The organism is Novosphingobium sp. fls2-241-R2A-195 (assembly GCF_030209485.1).
GTDB classification, from domain to species: Bacteria; Pseudomonadota; Alphaproteobacteria; order Sphingomonadales; family Sphingomonadaceae; genus Novosphingobium; species Novosphingobium resinovorum.
In genome coordinates this window covers 53,222-73,173 of the sequence record NZ_JARVRY010000013.1, presented here as the reverse complement: position 1 = coordinate 73,173, position 19,952 = coordinate 53,222, and the positions used below count along the sequence as shown (strand labels likewise).

22 protein-coding genes are annotated in these 19,952 nt (G+C 66.4%); 10 read left to right on the top strand and 12 right to left on the bottom strand.

The annotated features are described in order from the left end of the window. The first annotated feature begins 198 nt into the window (after positions 1-198). Positions 199-1,053, top strand: a complete 855-nt coding sequence (locus QRN25_RS11210; RefSeq protein ID WP_271182631.1) for a sulfite exporter TauE/SafE family protein — start codon at positions 199-201, stop codon at positions 1,051-1,053. Between the two features lie 186 nt (positions 1,054-1,239). Here the strand turns inward: QRN25_RS11210 and fabI are convergent, their stop codons facing one another. From fabI to QRN25_RS11195, 3 genes are read right to left on the bottom strand one after another with little or no spacing between them, the layout of a single operon-like run. Continuing rightward, on the bottom strand, positions 1,240-2,043 hold the full coding sequence (gene fabI, locus QRN25_RS11205; RefSeq protein ID WP_036525594.1) for an enoyl-ACP reductase FabI: 804 nt from the start codon (positions 2,041-2,043) through the stop codon (positions 1,240-1,242). A gap of 21 nt (positions 2,044-2,064) precedes the next feature. Next, positions 2,065-3,006 (bottom strand): YihY/virulence factor BrkB family protein, encoded by a 942-nt coding sequence (locus tag QRN25_RS11200; RefSeq protein WP_271182632.1) that lies wholly within the window; start codon positions 3,004-3,006, stop codon positions 2,065-2,067. Continuing rightward, on the bottom strand, positions 2,996-3,931 hold the full coding sequence (locus QRN25_RS11195; RefSeq protein WP_271182633.1) for a DnaJ C-terminal domain-containing protein: 936 nt from the start codon (positions 3,929-3,931) through the stop codon (positions 2,996-2,998). The genes QRN25_RS11200 and QRN25_RS11195 overlap by 11 nt, the downstream gene beginning before the upstream one ends. Positions 3,932-4,101: 170 nt before the next feature. Between QRN25_RS11195 and pdxH the strand changes: the two genes are divergently transcribed. Both pdxH and QRN25_RS11185 read left to right on the top strand, forming a co-directional pair. Then, entirely contained in the window at positions 4,102-4,725 is a 624-nt protein-coding gene (gene pdxH, locus QRN25_RS11190) for a pyridoxamine 5'-phosphate oxidase (protein ID WP_271182634.1), read from the top strand. After that, positions 4,722-5,657: a cation diffusion facilitator family transporter gene (locus QRN25_RS11185; protein WP_271182635.1), complete on the top strand. Its 936-nt coding sequence runs from the start codon at positions 4,722-4,724 to the stop codon at positions 5,655-5,657. The genes pdxH and QRN25_RS11185 overlap by 4 nt, the downstream gene beginning before the upstream one ends. A 546-nt stretch (positions 5,658-6,203) precedes the next feature. On the opposite strand, the gene QRN25_RS11180 is transcribed toward QRN25_RS11185, so the two are convergent. Continuing rightward, on the bottom strand, positions 6,204-6,662 hold the full coding sequence (locus QRN25_RS11180) for a hypothetical protein (RefSeq protein WP_271182709.1): 459 nt from the start codon (positions 6,660-6,662) through the stop codon (positions 6,204-6,206). Between the two features lie 434 nt (positions 6,663-7,096). On the opposite strand from QRN25_RS11180, the gene QRN25_RS11175 reads away from it, so the two are divergent. Continuing rightward, entirely contained in the window at positions 7,097-8,089 is a 993-nt protein-coding gene (locus QRN25_RS11175) for an adenosine kinase (RefSeq protein ID WP_008830882.1), read from the top strand. 13 nt (positions 8,090-8,102) lie between these two features. After that, positions 8,103-8,624 (top strand): 3'-5' exonuclease, encoded by a 522-nt coding sequence (locus QRN25_RS11170; protein ID WP_271182637.1) that lies wholly within the window; start codon positions 8,103-8,105, stop codon positions 8,622-8,624. 105 nt (positions 8,625-8,729) lie between these two features. Here QRN25_RS11170 and QRN25_RS11165 read toward each other — a convergent pair whose 3' ends face one another. Together QRN25_RS11165 and purD are read right to left on the bottom strand one after the other, a co-directional pair. Continuing rightward, complete coding sequence (locus QRN25_RS11165) at positions 8,730-9,215, bottom strand: hypothetical protein (protein ID WP_271182638.1); 486 nt, start codon at positions 9,213-9,215, stop codon at positions 8,730-8,732. Then, a complete protein-coding gene (gene purD / locus QRN25_RS11160) occupies positions 9,208-10,491 on the bottom strand; it encodes a phosphoribosylamine--glycine ligase (RefSeq protein WP_271182639.1) in 1,284 nt (427 codons plus the stop codon). Before purD ends, QRN25_RS11165 begins: the two co-directional genes overlap by 8 nt. A gap of 5 nt (positions 10,492-10,496) precedes the next feature. Between purD and xseA the strand changes: the two genes are divergently transcribed. The 4 genes from xseA to QRN25_RS11140 are packed head-to-tail and all read left to right on the top strand — an operon-like array spanning position 10,497 to position 14,179. After that, positions 10,497-11,987, top strand: coding sequence for an exodeoxyribonuclease VII large subunit (xseA, locus tag QRN25_RS11155; RefSeq protein ID WP_271182640.1), 1,491 nt, complete (start codon positions 10,497-10,499; stop codon positions 11,985-11,987). A 27-nt stretch (positions 11,988-12,014) separates the two neighbouring features. Further along, positions 12,015-12,218: a DUF2093 domain-containing protein gene (locus QRN25_RS11150; protein WP_008830887.1), complete on the top strand. Its 204-nt coding sequence runs from the start codon at positions 12,015-12,017 to the stop codon at positions 12,216-12,218. 10 nt (positions 12,219-12,228) lie between these two features. Next, positions 12,229-13,119 (top strand): M23 family metallopeptidase, encoded by an 891-nt coding sequence (locus QRN25_RS11145; RefSeq protein ID WP_271182641.1) that lies wholly within the window; start codon positions 12,229-12,231, stop codon positions 13,117-13,119. A gap of 49 nt (positions 13,120-13,168) precedes the next feature. Next, entirely contained in the window at positions 13,169-14,179 is a 1,011-nt protein-coding gene (locus QRN25_RS11140) for an esterase-like activity of phytase family protein (RefSeq protein ID WP_285019606.1), read from the top strand. A 100-nt stretch (positions 14,180-14,279) separates the two neighbouring features. On the opposite strand, the gene rpmB is transcribed toward QRN25_RS11140, so the two are convergent. After that, entirely contained in the window at positions 14,280-14,564 is a 285-nt protein-coding gene (gene rpmB / locus QRN25_RS11135; protein ID WP_008831830.1) for a 50S ribosomal protein L28, read from the bottom strand. Between the two features lie 113 nt (positions 14,565-14,677). Here rpmB and QRN25_RS11130 point away from each other — a divergent pair, with 113 nt between their 5' ends. After that, the gene (locus tag QRN25_RS11130; RefSeq protein ID WP_271182642.1) at positions 14,678-15,133 is read left to right on the top strand and encodes a nucleoside deaminase; all 456 of its coding nucleotides are present in this window, start codon (positions 14,678-14,680) and stop codon (positions 15,131-15,133) included. Between the two features lie 31 nt (positions 15,134-15,164). On the opposite strand, the gene QRN25_RS11125 is transcribed toward QRN25_RS11130, so the two are convergent. The 5 genes from QRN25_RS11125 to QRN25_RS11105 all read right to left on the bottom strand — a co-directional run bounded on the left by QRN25_RS11125 (position 15,165) and on the right by QRN25_RS11105 (position 19,810). Further along, on the bottom strand, positions 15,165-15,878 hold the full coding sequence (locus QRN25_RS11125) for a ribonuclease T2 family protein (protein WP_285019603.1): 714 nt from the start codon (positions 15,876-15,878) through the stop codon (positions 15,165-15,167). After that, positions 15,875-16,735, bottom strand: coding sequence for a carboxylating nicotinate-nucleotide diphosphorylase (nadC, locus tag QRN25_RS11120; RefSeq protein WP_271182645.1), 861 nt, complete (start codon positions 16,733-16,735; stop codon positions 15,875-15,877). The genes QRN25_RS11125 and nadC overlap by 4 nt, the downstream gene beginning before the upstream one ends. Positions 16,736-17,067: 332 nt before the next feature. Further along, the gene (locus QRN25_RS11115) at positions 17,068-17,865 is read right to left on the bottom strand and encodes a LytR/AlgR family response regulator transcription factor (RefSeq protein ID WP_271182646.1); all 798 of its coding nucleotides are present in this window, start codon (positions 17,863-17,865) and stop codon (positions 17,068-17,070) included. A gap of 46 nt (positions 17,866-17,911) precedes the next feature. After that, positions 17,912-19,075 carry a sensor histidine kinase gene (locus QRN25_RS11110; RefSeq protein ID WP_271182647.1) on the bottom strand — a complete coding sequence of 388 codons (1,164 nt, stop codon included), beginning with the start codon at positions 19,073-19,075 and terminating at the stop codon, positions 17,912-17,914. A 36-nt stretch (positions 19,076-19,111) separates the two neighbouring features. Next, on the bottom strand, positions 19,112-19,810 hold the full coding sequence (locus QRN25_RS11105; RefSeq protein ID WP_248006054.1) for a DsbA family protein: 699 nt from the start codon (positions 19,808-19,810) through the stop codon (positions 19,112-19,114). Between the last annotated feature and the right edge of the window lie 142 nt (positions 19,811-19,952).

Below are 19,952 nucleotides of genomic sequence, written 5' to 3'. Positions count from 1 at the left end.
TCCAGAGCGGTTTCATACTCCCCTGGATTGCTTCGCTACGCTCGCAATGACGAGTTGAGGAGGGTTCCGGTTTTGCTGGGGCAGACGCCTCACAAGCCCCTCTTCACCCCCTGAAACCCGAATTCCGCTTGTCTTGGGCGGGCAAACCGGCTGGAACGGCGCCCGACAACATAAGCCAGGCAAGGATACGGGTTCGCGATGGGCGTGACGGGTTCGATCGATTTTTTCCATGCCATCGCGGGGCTGCTCGTCGGTCTGCTGGTCGGATTGACCGGGGTGGGCGGCGGCTCGCTGATGACGCCGCTGCTGGTGCTGCTGTTCGGCGTCAGCGCCAAGACGGCGGTGGGCACCGACCTGCTGTTCGCCGCCGTGACCAAGATCGCCGGATCGGCGGTTCACGGCTCGCGCGAGAGCGTGGAGTGGAAGATCGTGCGCCGCATGGCCATGGGCAGCGTGCCCGCCGCCGTGGTGACATTGCTGGTGATGGCCCGGATGGGTTCGGTCGGCAAGTCCACGGAGCACGTCATTCTCCTCTCGCTGGCCTGCCTTCTGGCGCTGACTTCGCTCGCGGTCATCGGGCGCAAGTGGCTGTTCCGCCATGCCCATGACGGCGCCGCACAGCGTTCGCCGATGGTGGAACTCGGCGGCACGATCGCCCTGGGTGCGCTGATCGGTGTGGCCGTTTCGGTGTCCTCGGTGGGGGCGGGAGCGATCGGGGTCACCGTGCTCTTCGTGCTCTATCCCCGCCTGCCGGTGGCGCGCATCGTCGGGTCGGACATTGCCCATGCCGTGCCGCTGACGCTGATCGCGGGCACCGGGCACTGGATCATGGGTGACGTCAACGGAACGCTGCTGACCAACCTGCTGATCGGCTCGATTCCGGGCGTGGTGGTGGGCAGCTACCTGTCCTCCCGCGCGCCGGACAAAGTGCTGCAGCCGCTGCTGGCGGCGGTGCTGGCGGTCTCGTCATGGCAACTGTTCGTGAAGGCCGGCACGCCGGAGAAGGTGAAGGTGGACGTGATCGCTCCGGCCAAGGCGGCGGAGGTTCGCTGAGACTTCGTCGTCCCGGACTTGATCCGGGACCGCTGGCCGAGACCGACCCGGCCCACGGCAGGGTGCCTTGCCTATCGCTTACTTCTAAAGACAGCCACCGGTCCCGGATCAAGTCCGGGACGACGAAAATGGAAAAGGCCGGAGCATCAGCCCCGGCCTTTTTAATTTCAACGGATCGTCCAGCCCTCAGGCCAGCGCGATATCCGGTGCGTCTTCCTGCTTCATGCCGACGAGGTGGTAACCCGAGTCCACATGATGCGTCTCGCCGGTCACGCCCGAGGACAAGTCCGACAGGAAGTACAGGCCCGAGCCGCCCACGTCCTCGATCGTGGTGTTGCGGCGCAGCGGCGAGTTCAGCTCGTTCCACTTGAGGATGTAGCGGAAGTCGCCGATGCCGCTGGCGGCCAGCGTCTTGATCGGGCCGGCCGAGATCGCGTTGACGCGGATGCCTTGCGGGCCGAGGTCGTTGGCGAGGTACTTCACCGAGGCCTCGAGCGCCGCCTTGGCCACGCCCATGACGTTGTAGTGCGGCACGACCTTCTCGGCGCCGTAGTACGTCAGCGTCAGGATCGAGCCGCCATTCGGCATCATCGCCATCGCGCGCTTGGTCACGGCGACCAGCGAGTAGGCCGAGATGTTCATCGTCATCAGGAAGTTGTCGAGGCTGGTGTCGACATACTTGCCGCGCAGCTCGTTCTTGTCCGAGAAGCCGATGGCGTGGACCACGAAGTCGATCGTCTCCCAGCGCTCCGCCAGAGTGGCGAAGGCGGTGTCGATCGCGTCCATGTTCGACACGTCGCAGTCGATGAGGAAATCGGAGCCGAGGCTTTCCGCCAGCGGCCTCACCCGCTTGGCCAGCGCCTCGCCCTGATAGGCGAAGGCCAGTTCGGCCCCCTGTTCGTGCAGCTTCTTCGCGATACCCCAGGCCAGCGACTTGTCGTTGGCGAGGCCCATGATGAGCCCCCTCTTGCCGTGCATCAGACCGGTCATTCGTTTCTTCCTGTAACCACTTTAATCGTTGGGCCCGTTCGCCGGGCCGGAACCCGCGCCGAATTCCACGGGGACACCTGTACCCTCGTTCGCCTGCGCGAGCGCCGCGTTCAACTCCGCGCCTATGACCATCCCTAAGCCGACAAGCCAGAAAAAGAAAAGCGCGATCATCACTCCGGCGAGGCTTCCGTACGTCAAATCGTACATGAGGAAACTCTGCAACACTTTCGGCAGCGCCCAGGCGACCAGCAGCCACCATAGCGTGACGAACGCCGCTCCGGGCCATTTGCGGTAGCGCCGCTTCTGGTATGCCGAAGGGGTGAGCAGATAGAACAGCAGATAGATCGAGACGAAAATGCCGCCTCCGCTCATCGCCGTAGTGAGCGCCATTTGCTCGGAGAGGCTGTCGAGCCTGGGGAACAGCGTCGCCAGCACCGTCTCGGCGGTCGAGAGCAGCACTTGCGAGGACAGTGAGATCAGCAGCAGCAGCACCGAGCCGAAAATCACCGCGCTCGACACCAGCCGGGATCGCCAGAAGCGGTGGCGCTTCTTCGCGTCGTAGGCGCGGTGGAGAATGTCGCGGATGGTCTCGATCAGGCTGCCAGAGGTCCACATGCCGAGGAAGCCGCCGATCCACAGCAGCCAGCCATGGCGCGCGGCGGCGACGTCGTGGGCCACCGGGCGCAGCACGTCGCCCACGCGCGGAGGCAGGGCGCGCAGGATGGTGTCGATCGAGGCGCCCATCTGGTCCTGCTCGCCCAGCGCCGAGAGGATCGCGGCCAGCGCGATGAAGAAGGGGAACAGCGACAGCAGGCTCATGTAGGCAAGGTTGCCCGCATGGATGAACCCGTCGTCCCAGGTGCCCGACACGACGCGGCCGATTACGCGGAAGGTCCGGGTGCCCGGTCCCGCCTTGCGCCGCAGCTTTTTGCTCAGCGCCTCATGGTCAGGATCAGACGCCAAACTTCCCGCGCACGTCGCGGCTGTCATGCCAGCCTTCGAGGCGGGCGGCGAGGTCTGCGTCCCCCTCGGGCAACGTGATCTGCAGGGTGATCAACTGGTCGCCGCGCGTGCCGTCCTTGCGCGTCATCCCGCGTCCCTTGAGACGCAGCGCCTTGCCCGAGCTGGAGCCCGCCGGAACCGAAAGCATCACCGCCCCCGAAGGCGTCGGCGCCTTGACCTTGGCGCCGAGCAGCGCTTCGTCCAGCGTGATCGGCAGGTCGAGGCGCAAGTCGTCACCGTCGCGCCGGAAGAAGGCGTGCGGCTGGATGTGGACGGTGACGGTGGCATCGCCATTGCCGCCGGGGCCGGGCTCGCCCTTGCCCGCAAGGCGCATCTGGGTGCCGTCCTCGACGCCCGCAGGCAGCTTGAGGTCGATGGTCTTGCCGTCGGACAGGGTGATGCGCTGGGGCTTGAGTTCCGCCGCGTCGGTCAGCGGCACGGCAAGGCGGTAGTTCACGTTGGCGCCCTTGGGCGCGGCGCGGCGACCGCCGCCCATGCCGCCCATACCGCCGCGCGCACCGCCGCCGCCGAAGATGCCGCCGAAGATGTCTTCGAGGTCGATCCCTTCCTCGGCTCCGAAGCCGCCGCCAAAGCCGCGCTGGCCGCCGGGACCGCCGCCATAGCCGCCTCCGCCGAAGCCGCCGCCGAAGGGGCTGGCCGGGTTGCCCTCGGCGTCGATCTCGCCCCGGTCGAACTGGGCGCGCTTGGTCTTGTCGGACAGCAGGTCGTAGGCGCGCGTCACGTCGTTGAAGCGCGCGGCCGCCGCCGGGTTGTCCTTGTTGGTGTCGGGGTGGAGTTCCTTCGCCAGCTTGCGGTAGGCGGACTTGATGTCCTTTTCGCTCGCACCGCGGGGCACGCCAAGGGTGGTATAGGGATCTGCTGCCATGATGCCCCTAGCTAGGTTGCGTGGCGGGTTTGGACAAGCGCTCTCGCAGGTTGCGCGGAACGTTTGCGTTCCCTAGTTCGCACAGGAGACTTGTCCGCGATCAAGGCCATCTCCCGTGCAACCGGGCATCCGCGCAAGGGTTCCCATCTCGAAACGCAGGAATTCGCACAGTGACCATAGCGCATCCTTCCGAAACCGACGCCCGCGAGGTTATCCCGCATGGCGATCCCTTCGCGCTGTTCACGCAGTGGTACGATGAAGCGCGCGAGACGGAACCCAACGATTCCAACGCAATGGCGCTCGCCACCGCGACGCCGGACGGCCAGCCCTCGGTGCGCATGGTGCTGCTGAAGGGCTACGACACCTCAGGCTTCGTGTTCTACACCAATGGCCACAGCCGCAAGGGGCAGGAGATCGCCGCCAACCCGCAGGTCGCGCTGCTGTTCCACTGGAAGAGCCTGCGCCGCCAGATCCGCATCGAAGGCACGCTCTCGCCCGTCAGCGAGGCCGAGGCCGAGGCCTATTTCCATTCGCGCGCCCGCGACTCGCAGCTCGGCGCAGTGGCGTCCGACCAGTCCGCCCCGCTCGATTCGCGTGAAACCTTCCTCGCCCGCTATGAGGACGTGCGTGCCCGCTTCGAGGGCGGCGAGGTCGAGCGTCCCGCGCACTGGGGCGGCTGGCGCGTGCGCCCGCAGGCGATGGAGTTCTGGCACGACCGCCCCTATCGCCTCCACGAGCGCCGCCGCTTCGAGCATGGCCCGGACGGCTGGGCCAGCAGCCTCCTCTACCCGTGAGCGACGCCTCGGCCTCTTGGGGCGCTCTGAACCGCAGCGCAGCCTTCGCCAGCATCGGCGCGGCAACGTTGCTGATCGCGATCAAGGGCTGGGCGGCATGGTCCACCGGCTCCACCGCGATGCTGGGGAGCCTGGCCGACACCGCGCTTGACCTCGTCGCCAGCGTGGCGACCTTGCTGGGCGTGTGGATCGCCGCACACCCGCCCGACGACAAGCACCGCTTCGGTCATGGCAAGGCCGAGGCGATCGCGGCGCTGTTCCAGATCGTGCTGATCTCGATCTCGGCGCTGGGCATCGCCGCGCGGGCGGTGGAGGATTTCTTCGCGGGCGCAAGGGTCGAGGCGGCGGGCACCGGCATCGGCGTCTCGCTGGCGGCGATCGTGGTGACGTTCGCGCTGATCGCCTGGCAGCGCCATGTGATCCGCCGGACCGGCAGCCTCGCGATCGCGACCGACAGCGTGCATTATCAGTCGGACCTGCTGCTCAACGTCGCGGTGATCGCGGCGCTGGTGATCGACCAGTACCTCGGCGTTTCGGGCGCGGACCCACTGTTTGGCCTCGGCATCGCGCTGTGGCTGGCCTGGGGCGCCTGGAAGGCGTCCGAGGAGGTGCTCGACCAGCTGATGGACCACGAGTGGCCGGCGGAAAAGAAGGAGCGCTTCCTCGAGGTGCTCGCCCGCAACCCCGACATCACCGGCGTCCACGACTTGCGCACGCGCACGTCGGGTAACCGCGATTTCGTGCAGTTCCACGTCTGGGTCGACGCGAACATGACCGTGCGCGAGGCGCACAAGGTGATGGATGCTCTGGAAGCGCGGCTGAAGGCGGAATTTCCCGGCACCGAGATCCTGATCCATCCCGACCCGGAAGGGCTTGTGGACGAGGCTGGGGATGCGGGGCTGGACGTGCTGCCGCCGATCCGGGTGGGTTGATGCAATTGTGGCGGCTTACGCCCCATTGCGGCCGTTTGATGCCACTGGCATGTGTGCGGCATGCGAGGTTTAGACAATTATCCAATTAGCGTTTCGGTCACAGCGGGCTGCTTAGCTTTTGTTCTGGCCTTATTTGCCCAAGCGACCATGGGCGCATTTGGGTCGATGCTCGGCCTTGCGCTCGCAATCGTCTCGGTCAGCCTGTTCACATCAGCAATCAAGCGCTCGAGGAAGCAGTAACGCTTCGGCGGAGCGGCAACTATCCACCCAAACCCACCGTCACCCTGAACTTGTTTCAGGGTCCATCAAGCCGATAGTTCAGGTTCCCGATCAGCAAACCGAGATAGCAGTTTGCGACTCAATATCACCGGCACCAACCGCCCGATGGATCCTGAAACAAGTTCAGGATGACGAAGCCTATCGGGAAAAGTACACTTTCCACCCAAATCAGCCTGAGCGGTCAGGGTGGGGTGATCGCAAGTCACCACCCAATCCCGGGGTAGCCCTGAAACACTTCACGAATAAGGGCATCGGCAGAACCGATCCTCACCTCTGTCGCAGCGCCGCCACGCACGCCGCCCGGTCCACGTTCTGCCCGTCCGAGGAACGCCGCGTTTCCACGTAGGTGGCGTGCGGCTCTTTCGACGTCGTGCTGGGATAGAGGAACACGTCGAGCACGCAGGCGGTGCCGGTGAACTGCAGCTTGCGCGCGTCACCTTCCCACACGTCGAGGCGGGGCTCCCCGAACATGCGGGTGAGCTGGCCCTGGTTGGCGCCGATCACGCCTTCGAGGCCCGGCGCCATCTGCACGGCGGCGTCGCGCGGTGCGGCGCGGGTCGGCTGGCGGGTGACGGGGACGCCCTTGATCCGTTTGCCGGGTGGCGGCGCGGGCGTGCTCGCCACGCTGCCGCCGGTCGACGAACAGGCCGACAGGGCAAGCGCCAGCGCAGCCGCACCGAGCGGAAGAAGGAAGCGGGGCTGCAGGGGGGAAGACGTCGTGCTCATGATCGCCTGCGGCATCGCCCGGCGGCGCGGCCGAGTCAACGGGCCAGCGCCCGGAGCGCTTGCACCTGCGGGGAACGGCGGCTTTCCTACAAGTGCGGGGCCCGGGTATCCTGACGCCATGTTTCGGATTTCCCCCATGCCACACCTGTCAACTTGCGCCGCGCGCAAGGTTACACTTTGCGCCTGCAAGGTGACACATCGCCTGCACAAGGTGACACCTTTGCGGCACAAGGTGACACATCGGGGCTTACAAGGTGACACTTTCGGGCCCGAAATGGCTCAAAATCGCCGCAAGGTGACACCTTTTCCCTCTGGACCGTGTCAACCGTGTAAACCTGCGTCACCTTGCAGCGCATCCGGCCGCGCGCTAGTCGCTCGGGCAATCGAAATTCCCGGACCTGTTTCCGGCCTCCACTGAAGGACTTACCCACCCCATGACGCAACCCCGTCTGGACGTCATCGCCATCGGCAACGCCATCATCGACGTCATCGGCAACTGCTCGGACGCGCAGATCGAGGAACTCGGCCTGGTGCGCGGCGGCATGCAGCTGATCGACGGCGATCAGGCCCGCACCCTCTATGACGCGATGGGCCCGGCCCGCGAAGTCTCGGGCGGGTCGGCCGCCAACACGTTGGCGGGCCTCGCCGCGCTGGGCGCCAAGTGCGGCTTCATCGGCCAGGTCGCCGACGACCAGCTGGGCGAGGTCTTCACTCATGACATCCGCGCCGGTGGCATCGAGTTCGACGTTCCCGCCCGCGCCGGCGAGACGCCGACCGCGCGTTGCCTGATCTTCGTCACCGCCGATGGCCAGCGCACGATGAACACCTTCCTCGGCGCCTCGCACCTGCTGTCCGCCGACATGGTGGCCGACGCGACGATCGCCGAGGCGGCCGTGCTCTACCTCGAAGGCTACCTGTGGGACCCGGTCGAGCCGCGCGCGGCGATGCGCAAGGCGATCGCGGCGGCGCGCGCCGCCGGCCGCAAGATCGCCTTCACGCCGTCGGAATCGTTCATCATCGATATGCACCGCGGCGATTTCCTGTCGCTGATCGACGATGGCCTGATCGACCTCCTCTTCTGCAACGAGACCGAGCTGGCGACGCTGACCGGCCTGTCTTCGTTCGAGGACGGCATCGCGATGCTGGCGGCCAAGGTTGCGGTGCTGGTCGTCACCAAGGGCGCCGAGGGCGCCGTGGCGCTCTCGGGCGGCGAGCGTGCCGAAGTTGCCGCGCAGCCGATCGAGCGCGTGGTCGACACCACCGGCGCGGGCGACCTGTTCGCGGCGGGCTTCCTCTACGGCCACGTGCGCGGCAAGGGGCTTGAGGAAAGCCTCAAGATGGGCGCAATCTGCGCGAGCGAGATCATCTCGCACTACGGCGCACGTCCTGAGTGTGACCTCGCGGACTTCGTCGCTGCACGTATGTAAGGAGATACCCGGTTTGAGCTGTCCCGCGCTGATCGACTTCGAAGCGAGCTGCCTGCCCGAATATGGGCAGTCCTATCCCATCGAAGTCGCGGTGGCGCGGATCGACGGCTCGAACCGGGCCTGGCTCATCAAGCCCGCCGAGGCCTGGCGCTACTGGGACTGGTCGGACGAGGCCGAGGCGCTGCACGGCATCAGCCGGCAGATGCTCGACGACGAGGGCCTGCCACCCGCGCAGGTTCTGGCGGAAATGGCCGAATTCGTGGCCGGGTGCCCGGTCTATGCGGACGCCGATCTCGACGAATTCTGGCTCGAAGTGCTGTGTCAGGCGGTGGGCGCGAAGTTGCCGTTTCCGGTGTACTACCTCGGCGAATTCCTCAAGGACGGCGGCTATTCGCGCCCACAGGTGGTCGCCGCGCTGGAAGAGGCGAAGCGCCTGCTCCCCAAGGAACATCTGGCACGCGAGGATGCCAAGCGGCTGGCGATGGTGGTCAAGCTGCTGGTGGACGGCGAGGTGGAACCGTCGTCCCGGACTTGATCCGGGACCGGTGGCTGTCTTTAGGCTAGGGCCATCGCCGAGGCGCCCCGTCGATGGCAAGGCTGTTCACGGCTAGCGGTCCCGGATCAAGTCCGGGACGACGTTTTACTGCCCACTCCGCTGCGCTGCCTGCAACTGGCCCGCGCACTGCGCCTTCCTCTGATCCCGCGCCGCCGACAGCGACTGCGCCGCCTGCGAAGGCAGCGCGCAGTCCTGCGCCGGGCGGATCGGGTGCTTGGCGAGGCAGCCGCTGCGGGTGCTGAACAGGTCGTCGGCGCAGTCGTCGAAGGCGGCCTGGTCGGCGTCGTGCATCGCCTGGCAGGCCTGCGTCCAGCGCTGGCGATAAGCGCTTTCGGCCAGATCCGTGCATTGGTCGTAGGCCGCCTGGGCCTCCTGTTCCCGCCGCGCGCGTTCGGCCAGTGCGCGCGATTGCTCGGCGGCCTTCGACTGCTTCTCCGCCATCGCCAGCGTCTGCTGGTGGATGTCCTGCGCGGGCAGGTAGATGCCGTAGTAGTACCCCACGCCCGCCCCGCCCATCAGGGCGCCGAGCGCGAGGCACAGCTTCAGGATCGGGTCGGCGTGCTTAAGCATGGCTCTTTTCGCGCGCCACTTCGCGCCAGCCGATGTCGCGGCGGGTGAAGCCGGTGGAGAAGTCGATGGCATCGACGGCAGCATACGCCTTGGCCTGCGCTTCGGTCACGCTACCCGCACGGGCGGTGACTGCCAGCACGCGCCCGCCGCTGGCGACCAGTTCGCCGTCCTTCAGCGCGGTGCCGGCGTGGAAGACTTTGGCGCCCTCCGCCTCGGCCTCGGCCACGTTGCGGATCGCGCCGCCCTTGGCCGGGGTGCCGGGGTAGCCGTCGGCGGCCATCACCACCGTCAGCGCGACGTCGTCCGAGAAGCGCGGCGGCTCGATCGCGGCAAGACGGTTCTCGGCGCAGGCGTGCAGCAGTTCGACGAGGTCCGATTCGAGCCGCATCATGATGACCTGGCATTCCGGGTCACCGAAACGGCAGTTGTACTCGATCAACTGCGGCCCCTTGGCGGTCAGCATCAGGCCGAGGAACAGCACGCCGGAATAGGGCATGCCCTCGTTGGCGAGGGTGCGCACGGTCGGCGCGATGATCTTCGTCATCGCCTCGGCCTGCAGTTCGGGGGTGAGCACCTTGGCCGGGCTGTAGGCGCCCATGCCGCCGGTGTTGGGGCCGGTATCGCCGTCGCCGACGCGCTTGTGGTCCTGCGCCGAGGCGAAGGGGACGATGGTGGAGCCGTCGGTCAGCGCGAAGAAGCTGGCTTCCTCGCCCTCGAGGAATTCCTCGATCACCGCTTCCGCGCCCGCTTCACCGAAGCGCCCGGCGAAGATGTCGCGCACGGCGGCTTCGGCCTCGTCCATGGTCATCGCCACGGTGACGCCCTTGCCCGCCGCGAGGCCATCGGCCTTGATGACGACGGGGGCGCCGAACCTGGCCAGTGCGGCCATTGCGGCCGCTTCGCTGGAGACGCGCTCGTAGCCGCCGGTCGGGATATTGGCGCGGGCGCACAAGTCCTTGGTGAAGCCCTTGGAGCCTTCGAGCTGCGCCGCTGCCTTGCTGGGGCCGAACACCGCGAAGCCTTCGCCGCGCAGCGAGTCGGCAAGGCCGTCCACCAGCGGCGCCTCGGGGCCGATGACGACGAGGCCGATGACGTTCACCTCGCAGAAGGCCAGCACGGCGGCGTGGTCGGTCGCGTCGAGGTCGATGCACGTCGCGAGGCCCGAAATGCCGGGGTTGCCGGGGGCGGCCCACAGGGTATCGCAGCGCGGGGATTGCGCCAGCTTCCAGGCCAGCGCATGTTCGCGGCCGCCCGAGCCCAGTAGCAGGATGTTCATTTCCCGTGCCTTCCGATCAATTCTACGACGATGATTACAACGACGGTCGTTCGGGGGGGCTGGTAGCGAAGGAGTCGGCCGGGGACAACGCCGCGCCGCTCTCGATCAGCGAGATTTCGAATCTCCTCAAGCGCACGGTGGAGGACCGCTTCGGCTTCGTGCGCCTGCGCGGCGAACTGTCGGGCGTGAAGCGCGCGGCCTCCGGGCACCTCTACTGCGCGCTCAAGGACGACAAGGCGGTGATCGACGGGGTGATGTGGAAAGGCGGCGCCCAGCGCCTCGCCTTCCGCCCCGAGGATGGCGTCGAGGTCATCGCCACCGGCAAGCTGACGACCTATCCCGGCCGCTCGAAATACCAGATCGTCATCGAGACGATGGAGATCGCGGGCGAAGGCGCGCTGCTGGCGCTGCTCGAAAAACTGCGCGCCCGCCTCGCCGCCGAGGGCTTGTTCGCGCCTGAACGCAAGCGGCCGCTGCCCTATCTGCCGCAAGTGATCGGCGTCGTCACCTCGCCCACCGGCGCGGTGATCCGCGACATCCTCCACCGTCTGGCCGACCGCTTCCCCAGCCGGGTGCTGGTCTGGCCGGTGCTGGTGCAGGGCGAGGGCGCGGCGGCGCAAGTGGCGAACGCGGTGCGCGGCTTCTCGGCCATCGAGCCCGGCGGGCCGGTTCCCCGCCCCGACCTCGTGATCGTCGCGCGCGGCGGCGGTTCGATCGAGGACTTGTGGAGCTTCAACGAAGAGATCGTCGTGCGCGCCGTCGCCGATTCGACGATCCCCGTGATCTCGGCGGTCGGGCACGAGACCGACACGACCTTGTGCGACCATGCCGCCGACCGCCGCGCGCCGACGCCCACCGCCGCTGCGGAAATGGCGGTGCCGGTGCGTGCCGAACTGGTGAACCAGATCGACGAGATGGGCTTGCGGATGCGCCGCTGCGCGCTGCGCCCGGTGGTGCTCGGCCGCGAGCGGCTTGAGGCGCGTGTCCAGCGCCTGCCCAAACCCGAGGCGATCCTCGCCGCCAAGGCCCAGAAGCTGGACGAATTGTCCGAACGCCTGCGCCGGGGCCTGCAGGACCGCGCCACCGCCAAGGGGCGTTCGCTGCAACAGGTCGCGGGCCGTCTGTCGCTGCCGCTGCTGCGCCACCGCGTGCAGGTCTGTGACGAGCGGCTGGCGCGCATCGGCCTCACGCCGCGCCTGCTCGAACGGCGCTGGACACTGGCGCGCGACGCCCTCGCCCCGGTCAACCGGGTGCTGCCACAGCTTGACCCGCGCCTGCCGCTGCAGCGCGGTTACGCGCTGGTGAAGTCCTCTTCGGGCGCCGCGCTGACCACGCGCGAAGCGGCGGAGCGCGAGGGCAGTCTGGTGATAGAGTTCCGCGACGGCGAACTGCCGGTCACCACGCGAGAGGGCACCGAGGCCGCCACGCCGCGGCCAGCACCGGCCAAGCCCGCGCGACAGTCTTCAAGCCCACCACGACAGGGCGATTTGTTCTGAGGCGGCGGCTCTGCTAGGATCAGGCCCATGTTGATGTCCTCCGCAGACCGCCCCGCCAAGCTCGCTTACGGCCCGAACGGCTTTCGCGTGCTCAGCCCGGGCCACTACGTCACGTGCGCCGTAACCGGCGAGCAGATTTCGCTCGAAACCCTCCGTTACTGGAGCGTCGAGCGCCAGGAAGCCTACGCGACCGCCGAGATCGCGACGAAACGTCTCCTCGGACAGGTCTGAGCCCGCCACCATGACGCGCCGCGTGAAGGGGCTCGTATCGCTGGCGGTGATCGCGGTCGCTGCGGCCGTGTCGCTGCCGCTTGTGGCCCTGCGCGCCGCACAGCCCGTAGCGCCGGTGGCCCCGGCCGCGCCGCCGCGCGCCGTGACCCTCCCGTTCGTTGGCGAATTGACGCAAGGCGGCTGGCTGCGCGGGACTTTGCCCGCCGGAGTGCGCTCGCTCTCGCTGGACGGCAATCCGGTGAAGGTGGCGCCTGACGGTGGCTGGTTCGTCGCCTTCGACCGCGATGCCGGGCCTCAGGCGGTACTGCGCATATCCTATTCCAACGGCACGCTCGGCGAGCAGCGTCTCTCCGTGGCGCCGCGCGCGTGGCAGATCGAGAACGTCAACATCCCCCGCAAGCCCGGCGGTCCATCCGAGGCGTTCATGGCGCTGCGTCGCCCCGAACTTGCGCGGATCGAGGCGGCGCGTGCCCTCGTCAATGACGCGCAAGGCTGGCGGCAGCGCTTCGTCTGGCCGATCAAGGCGCGCATTTCCGGCCGCTTCGGCTCGCAGCGCATTTATCGCGGAGAGCCCGGTGCTTATCACTCCGGCCTGGACCTCGCACCGGGCGGCAGCGGGGCGACCTTCGTGGCTCCGGCGGACGGCGTCGTGATTCTGGCGGCGGAGAAACCCTTCACCTTGGAAGGCAACCTGCTGATGCTCGACCATGGCATGGGCCTCAACAGCGCGTTCCTGCACTGCTCCGAAATCCTCGTGAAGGAAGGCGAGCATGTGAAGCAAGGGCAGATAATCGGCCGCATCGGCATGACCGGCCGCGCCACTGGGCCGCACCTGCACTGGTCGATCAAATGGAATGACGTGCGGCTGGATCCGCTGTTGTTCACAGGGCCGATGACTTGATCGTCGAACGGCCGGTTGCCATTCCGCAAAGATGACCTAAGCACGCTTGGTGCGCCGCAGCATTCCCCTCCTGGCCCTCGCCGTTCCGCTTTTATGGGTGACCTGGGGGCGGACGGCCGTGCCGCCGGGCGGGCATACCCCGATAGCGGGCCTGGAAGTCGAGCGACAGGTCCTGCCGTCAAATAAGATCCTTGCACGTTACCTCGGTCCATTCCGAATGGAATCAGCCTGGCAATATCGATCGAAGAATCCCAGGGTAGCGGGCTATTCGGCCCTTGTGGCGAAGCCGGGCGGGAGGCTTCTTGCCTTTAGCGATGCAGGCGGGGCTCTTTACTTCGCCCCTCCTGGCGAACGGTCGGTAAAAGCGCGAGCTTTGTGGCTGATGTTCAGTTCTTCCGGAGAGGAAAAAGCGGGTCGGGACGTCGAATCCGTCGCGACCGATCCTGCCACCGGTCGCTATTGGGCCGCGCTTGAGGGCAGCAATAGAATTGTCCGGCTTTCCCCGATCCTGAAAGAAACGGACCAGGTCGCTCCCCGCGCCATGGCTTTGTGGGGCATCAATACCGGTGCCGAAGCCATGACCCGCCTTCCGGACGGGCGATTCGTCGCGATCCGGGAGATACCGCCTTCGTTGGGTGAACCTCGTCTCCACGAAGCGGTGCTGTTCTCGGGCGATCCGATCGAGCATCCGAATCCCCGGAAGTTTTTCTTCGATGGGCCAGACAACTTTTCGGTCGTCGACATGACTCTACTACCCGACGGACGTGCACTGATCCTGATGCGACGGCTTATCTGGCCGTTGCCGATGCGATTCGCCGGGCGGATCGTCATTGCCGACACCGCCCTGATCCGGCCGGGCAAGGTCTGGCACTCGGTGCCTCTTGCCTCGCTAGCTTCCGTTCTGCCGGTCGACAATTTCGAGGCGATCGCGGCGGTGCCCCGGCCTGACGGACGAATCACCGTGTGGCTGATGTCGGACGACAATGCGATGCGGGTGCTTCAGCGCACCCTGCTGTGGAAGCTTTCGGTCGATCCGAAGCAGTTGCCCTGGCCGAAGTAAGAATCCAAATAGAACGCGAAAAAGCGCGCGAAGCAGAGCTTCGCACGCTTTTTCAAAACCCGTATTCCCGATGCGCTCCCCCGTCAGGAGGAGCAGGCAATCAGGCGGCCTGGGTCTTCTTGAGGTCGCGCTTCACCTTGGCGGCGCGCGGCGACAGCTTGGCGTCCGAGGTCTTCAGCAGCCAGTTGTCGAGGCCACCGTTGTGCTCGACCGAACGCAGGCCGTGCGTCGAGACGCGGAACTTGAAGCTGCGGTCCAGACCTTCCGACATCAGGGTGACGTTCTGGAGGTTGGGCAGGAAGACGCGCTTGGTCTTGTTGTTCGCGTGGCTGACGTTGCAGCCAACCTGGCGGCCCTTGCCAGTCAGTTCGCAGATGCGGGACATAGTCTTTCTCGCTCGAAAATTGCTTGCCGTTAAGTACGGGAAGGCGCGCCCTTACCGATTCCCCTACCCAAGGTCAAGTTGCACACAGGTTTTTGAAGGGCTAGCGCGGACGAATGACTCGCTGGCCTCTTCCCGAACCCATGGCGCTTGCCCTGCAGGAGGCGCAGGCTGCTGCCGATTCCGGCGAAGTGCCCATCGGCGCGGTGATCGTCAAGGACGGCCGTGTGATCGCCACCGGCCGCAACGCCCCGCGCGAACGCCACGACCCCACCAGCCATGCCGAGATCGAGGCGATTCGCGCGGCTGCTCGGCTTCTCGGTAACGAACGGCTGGAAGGGTGCGAGCTGTGGGTAACCCTGGAGCCCTGCGCGATGTGCGCCGGGGCGATCGCTCAGGCCCGGATCGCGCGGGTCTATTACGGTGCGTCCGATCCCAAGGGCGGCGCGGTGGAGCATGGCGCGCGGGTCTTCGAGCACCCGCAGTGCCTGCACCGGCCCGAGGTCTATGCGGGGATCGGCGAGGCGCAGGCGGCGGAGATGCTGCGCGGGTTCTTCCGGGCCAAACGATAAACGTCGTCCCGGATCAAGTCCGGGACGACGTTTATAACCCGCGCCAGATCTTCAGCGGAGCTGAATCGGCCGGACCAAACTGCCGCGCCCCGCACCGCGCTGGGCGGAAATCCTTGCCGTAGCAAAGCTGAACCTCGCGCAGCCATCCGGTGCGACTGATCTGGACCCCCACCGCCTCGCGCGGCCAGCCCCGATTCGCCGCGACGAATTCCTCGCGCAGGTCGCCCACCGTGAGGTCGCGCCTGCGGGAGAGTCGATCGGCGTCGGGCCAGTGGATCGAGCGCCACAGGATCGCACTGACGCGGAAATACTTCTGCGGGCTGGCGACCATGCAACTGCCGTGTTTCGCCCACTCGTGCACGAGCAGGCCGGGCGAGGGCGTCATGCACAAGTTCTCGCGCAGGACCTGCGGCGACGGTACGGTCTGCGCCCCGCACCATTGCGGGGAAGGACCGCGCGCCGCTTCAGGCCAAAGGCCATGCAGAATGAAGCCGAAGCGGCCACTGGCGCGGTTGCACTGCATCGAGCGGGTATCGCCGCTGGTCTTGCAGTGGTCGGGCGACCAGCTGGCGGACAGCGTGTAGCCCGCGATCGCCGTGCGGCGTATCGGGCCATCCGGTGTCAGTGGCTTCACCGGCGCAATCTGGCGCGGGACGGAGCATTGGTAGGCCTGTGCCAGCGCCGGAGCCGGAAGCACGGTCAGCGCCGCTATGAAGGCGGCCGCCAGCTTTACGACCCGGCTCACAGGGGCGTGAAGTCCAGCCCGATGTCGGCGGCAGGGGCGCTCTGGGTCAGGCGGCCCACCGATACGTACCTGACGCCGCTGGCGGCAATCGCGCCGATGGTCCTGAGGTTGACGCCGCCCGATGCCTCGGTGGGCACCCGGCCCGCCACCAGCGCGACGGCCTCGCGCAGCACGTCCGGTCCCATGTTGTCGAGCAGCAGGTGATGGGCGCCTGCCGCGATGGCCGGCTCGATCTGGTCGAGGTGGTCGACCTCGCAGATGATCTGCGCCACGCCCGCCGCCTTCGCCCGGGCCACCGCCGGGCCGACACCGCCGGCGACAAGGACGTGATTGTCCTTGATCATCGCCGCGTCCCACAGGCCCATGCGGTGGTTCTGCGCGCCGCCCATGCGGGTTGCGTACTTCTCCAAATGGCGCAGGCCGGGGATCGTCTTGCGGGTGTCGAGCAGGGTCGCGTGCCCGGCCATGGCGTCCACGTACTCGCGGGTCATCGTGGCGATGCCCGACAGGTGCTGCACGGTGTTGAGCGCGCTGCGCTCAGCCGTCAGCATGCCGCGGGCGTTGCCGGTCAGGCGCATCAACTGCGTTCCGGGAGCGACCCGCGCGCCTTCCTCGATGAGAATCTCGATCTCCATCGCCGGGTCGAGCTGGCGGAAGAACGCCGCTGCGATTGGCAGGCCCGCGACGGTGATCGCATCGCGCGAATCCATCACGCCGGAGAACCTCGCGTCGGCGTCGATCACGCTTTCCGAAGTGACGTCACGGCCGCCGCCGGGAAGACCTTCGCCAAGGTCTTCGGCCAGGGTGGCGGTGACGAATGCGGTAAGGTCGAAAGCCGGAAGCGCGAACTGGGTCATGGCCGGGTTATTTGCGCTTTATCTGCAGGTTGTCGAGTGAAGAAAAGGGAAGTCCTGGGGCCATTGCCCCAGACCCCGGAACTGTCGTCGTCGCGCGTGCAGCGGCGTCTGGGGTGATGGATGGGAGATCACATAGCCTGCGGCGCCTCCAACTCATTTCGTCATTGCGAGCGTAGCGAAGCAATCCAGAGCAGTTGAAGGCCGCCCTGGATTGCTTCGCTACGCTCGCAATGACGAAGGTTGAGGTCAGCACCCCACGAAGCGGCGTGCACGACGACGACGGTACTGGGGGTGCAGGGGGGCTATGCTCCCCTGCTTCTACCCTTCAATTCTCAGTGAACGAACCGCGCGATCACGTCCCGATATGAACGCGAAACCTTCACCTGCGCGCCCGAATCGAGCACGAGGAAGCATTCGCCGTTCGTATGCGGCTTCACCTGACGCACCTGATTGAGATTCACGATCGTCGAGCGATGCACGCGCTGGAACACGCGCGGGTCGAGGCGGCGTTCGAGGTCCTTCATCGTCTCGCGCAGGATCAGCGAGTTGTCTGCGGTGCGGATGCACATGTAGTCGCCGGCGGCTTCGATGTGCTCGATCGAGTCCACGTCGATCCGGAAGATCTGGCCGCGATCCTTGATGTTGATGAGTTTTTCGTAGCGGTCGGCGTTGGGGTCGGTTTCCTCGGGCATGTGATCCACCGCGTCGGGGGCGACTTCCGCGAGGACGGTCTTGAGCTTCTCCGCTTCCTCGGAACTGCGCTTTTCGGAAAGGCGCTGGCGCACACGGGCGAGGGTGTCGTCCAGCTTGCTCTCGTCGACCGGCTTCATCAGGTAGTTCACCGCGTTCGCCTCGAAGGCGCGGACGGCGTGTTCCTGGTAGGCGGTGACGAAGACGAACAGCGGCGGTTCGATCTCCATCACGCCCTTCACGACGGAGAAACCGTCGAAGCCGGGCATCTGGATGTCGAGGAAGACGAGGTCTGGCTTCTCGGTCTTGATCTTGCGGATCGCCTCGCGCCCGTTCGCGCAAGTGTCGATGATCTCGACGTCGGGGTACTTCTCGAGCCGCAGTTGCAGACCCTGGATTGCGAGTTTCTCGTCGTCGACAAGAATCGTGCGGATTGTCATAGGTGCTTTTCTCCGGTGCGGCTAACGCGCACGGGGCCAGATTGTTTCATCGCGCCATCTGAACGGGCTGACGCGCTGGTTCGGACATGTCCTCGGTGGTTTCGCGGCGCTCGAAAGGGAGTTCTATCACGACTGCGAAGCCGCCTTCCAGCGGTTCGATCGTTTCAAAACGGTGGTTCTCGCCATAGGCCTGCGACAGGCGGTCGCGGATGTTGGACAATCCCACGCCGGTGGAAACCGGCTCCCCTCCATCGTAGGTCATGCCCGATAGCCTGTTGTCGGTCGTGGGACTTTGCAAGCCCGGCCCGGTGTCCGAGACGGTGATGCGAAGCATCGGCCCGATGAGTTGCGTGTCGACGGTGATCTCGGCCCCGGCTTCCTGCTGGCTGACGGCGTACTTGATCGCATTCTCGACCAGCGGCTGGAGCAGCAGCGAGGGCAGCAGCCCGGCTGTAGTGGCAGCATCGATGTTGAAGGTGGTGCGCAGTCGTTCCTCGAAGCGCATCCGCTCGATGTCGAGGTAGAGCTGGAGGGTCTCGACCTCCTGCTCCACGGTGACGCGCGCGGAGGGCTTGTTGATGAGCGTATAGCGCAGGAACGACGACAGGCGCGACAGCATCGCGTTGGCTGGCTCGGTCTGCTTGAGCAGCACCAGCGTCGAGATCGAGTTCAGCGTGTTGAACAGGAAATGCGGGTTCAGCTGGTAGCGCAGCATCGCCAGCTGGGCGCTGGTGGCCTGGTTCTCCAGCCGGATCAGCTGGTCGTTCTGCTCTTCGACCTGAAGGTAGAAGTTCACCATGTAATAGAGCGCAGTCCAGGCGCCGAGCAGCGTCGCGTCGAGGTAGAACACGCCCACGAAGATCTGCGCGAAACTGGTGTCGGCATCGACCCGCCATAGAGAAATGACCCAGCCGTCGATGAACGCATGCAGCGCCACCGCTACCGGCAGCGCCAGTACCGTCAGGCCCCACGTGACCAGCGCCCGCTTCCTGATGAGCGTGCGGTAGATCACGGAGAGCACCAGCGAGATGGAGAAGCCGGTGATGGTGGCGATGACGGGCTGTACCAGCGCGGTCAGCGGCAGGTTGTTGGCCAGCAACGACATCGAGCGCAGGATCAGTGCGCCGCCCCAGCCGATCAGCTGCAGGCGCCAGAACGCGCGGTCCTTGTTGGCGAAGAAGGGGATGGGCTGGATCGGCAGGACGCTCATGCGGAAGAGCCTAGACGATCTTGCAAAGGTTTCAAATCATGCGCCACGTGCGGCCTTCACGGCTTCCGACAACTGATCGAAGCCGACCGCGCCGGGAATGAGCTTGTCGCCCGCGATCCAGCTGGGGGTGCCGGAGAAGCCGAGGCGCTGGGCCATTTCCATGCTGCGACCAAGCTCGGCCTCCACCGTCGGGCTGGCGGCGATGCGGCGGGCGCGGTCCATGTCGAGGCCGATGGACTTGGCGACTGCCTCGATGGTGGGCGCATCGACCTGCCCGGCCTTGTACATGGCATCATGGAACTGGGCGTACTTGCCTTGCTCGGCGGCGGCCAGGGCCATCTTCGCGGCATCGGGGCTGTGCGGGCTGATGATCGGCAGTTCGCGCACGACGATCCGCAGGTCCGGGTTCTTCGCGATCAGCTGGGCGACGTCGGGCAGGCTCTGGCGGCAGTAACCGCAGGCATAGTCGGAGAACTCGACCAGCGTGACCTTGCCGTTCGGATTGCCGAGCACGGCGCCGGGGAAGGGCGTCTCGACCGCCTGACGGACTCCGCCGAGCGCCTTGGCGGCCTCGCGGCGGCGCAGTTCGTCCATGGCTTGTGGCAGGATTTCGGGGTTTTCGAGGATATAGTCGTGGACCACGTGCTGCACGGCGATGCGGCCGCCGTACCAGCCTGCGCCGCCGACGACGGCCAGTCCCACGATGCCCATTGCGAACTTGCCGGCTGTACTCATGATTCCAGAACGTTTCCGTAGTGCTTGGGGGCAGCCAACTCGGCCGACGCCTGTTTCTGACAACACTTCGTCATTGCGGGCGCAGCGAAGCAATCCAGGGCAGCGCAAACCGCCCTGGATTGCTTCGCTGCGCTCGCAATGA

Bases quoted from the DNA above. Each gene is read 5' to 3' on its own strand.
- QRN25_RS11210 (WP_271182631.1), top strand. From the start codon at position 199: ATGGGCGTGACGGGTTCGATCGATTTTTTCCATGCCATCGCGGGGCTG.
- fabI (WP_036525594.1), bottom strand. From the start codon at position 2,043: ATGACCGGTCTGATGCACGGCAAGAGGGGGCTCATCATGGGCCTCGCC.
- QRN25_RS11195 (WP_271182633.1), bottom strand. From the start codon at position 3,931: ATGGCAGCAGATCCCTATACCACCCTTGGCGTGCCCCGCGGTGCGAGC.
- QRN25_RS11180 (WP_271182709.1), bottom strand. From the start codon at position 6,662: ATGAGCACGACGTCTTCCCCCCTGCAGCCCCGCTTCCTTCTTCCGCTC.
- QRN25_RS11175 (WP_008830882.1), top strand. From the start codon at position 7,097: ATGACGCAACCCCGTCTGGACGTCATCGCCATCGGCAACGCCATCATC.
- QRN25_RS11165 (WP_271182638.1), bottom strand. From the start codon at position 9,215: ATGCTTAAGCACGCCGACCCGATCCTGAAGCTGTGCCTCGCGCTCGGC.
- purD (WP_271182639.1), bottom strand. From the start codon at position 10,491: ATGAACATCCTGCTACTGGGCTCGGGCGGCCGCGAACATGCGCTGGCC.
- QRN25_RS11150 (WP_008830887.1), top strand. From the start codon at position 12,015: ATGTTGATGTCCTCCGCAGACCGCCCCGCCAAGCTCGCTTACGGCCCG.
- QRN25_RS11145 (WP_271182641.1), top strand. From the start codon at position 12,229: ATGACGCGCCGCGTGAAGGGGCTCGTATCGCTGGCGGTGATCGCGGTC.
- rpmB (WP_008831830.1), bottom strand. From the start codon at position 14,564: ATGTCCCGCATCTGCGAACTGACTGGCAAGGGCCGCCAGGTTGGCTGC.
- QRN25_RS11130 (WP_271182642.1), top strand. From the start codon at position 14,678: ATGACTCGCTGGCCTCTTCCCGAACCCATGGCGCTTGCCCTGCAGGAG.
- nadC (WP_271182645.1), bottom strand. From the start codon at position 16,735: ATGACCCAGTTCGCGCTTCCGGCTTTCGACCTTACCGCATTCGTCACC.
- QRN25_RS11115 (WP_271182646.1), bottom strand. From the start codon at position 17,865: ATGACAATCCGCACGATTCTTGTCGACGACGAGAAACTCGCAATCCAG.
- QRN25_RS11110 (WP_271182647.1), bottom strand. From the start codon at position 19,075: ATGAGCGTCCTGCCGATCCAGCCCATCCCCTTCTTCGCCAACAAGGAC.
- QRN25_RS11105 (WP_248006054.1), bottom strand. From the start codon at position 19,810: ATGAGTACAGCCGGCAAGTTCGCAATGGGCATCGTGGGACTGGCCGTC.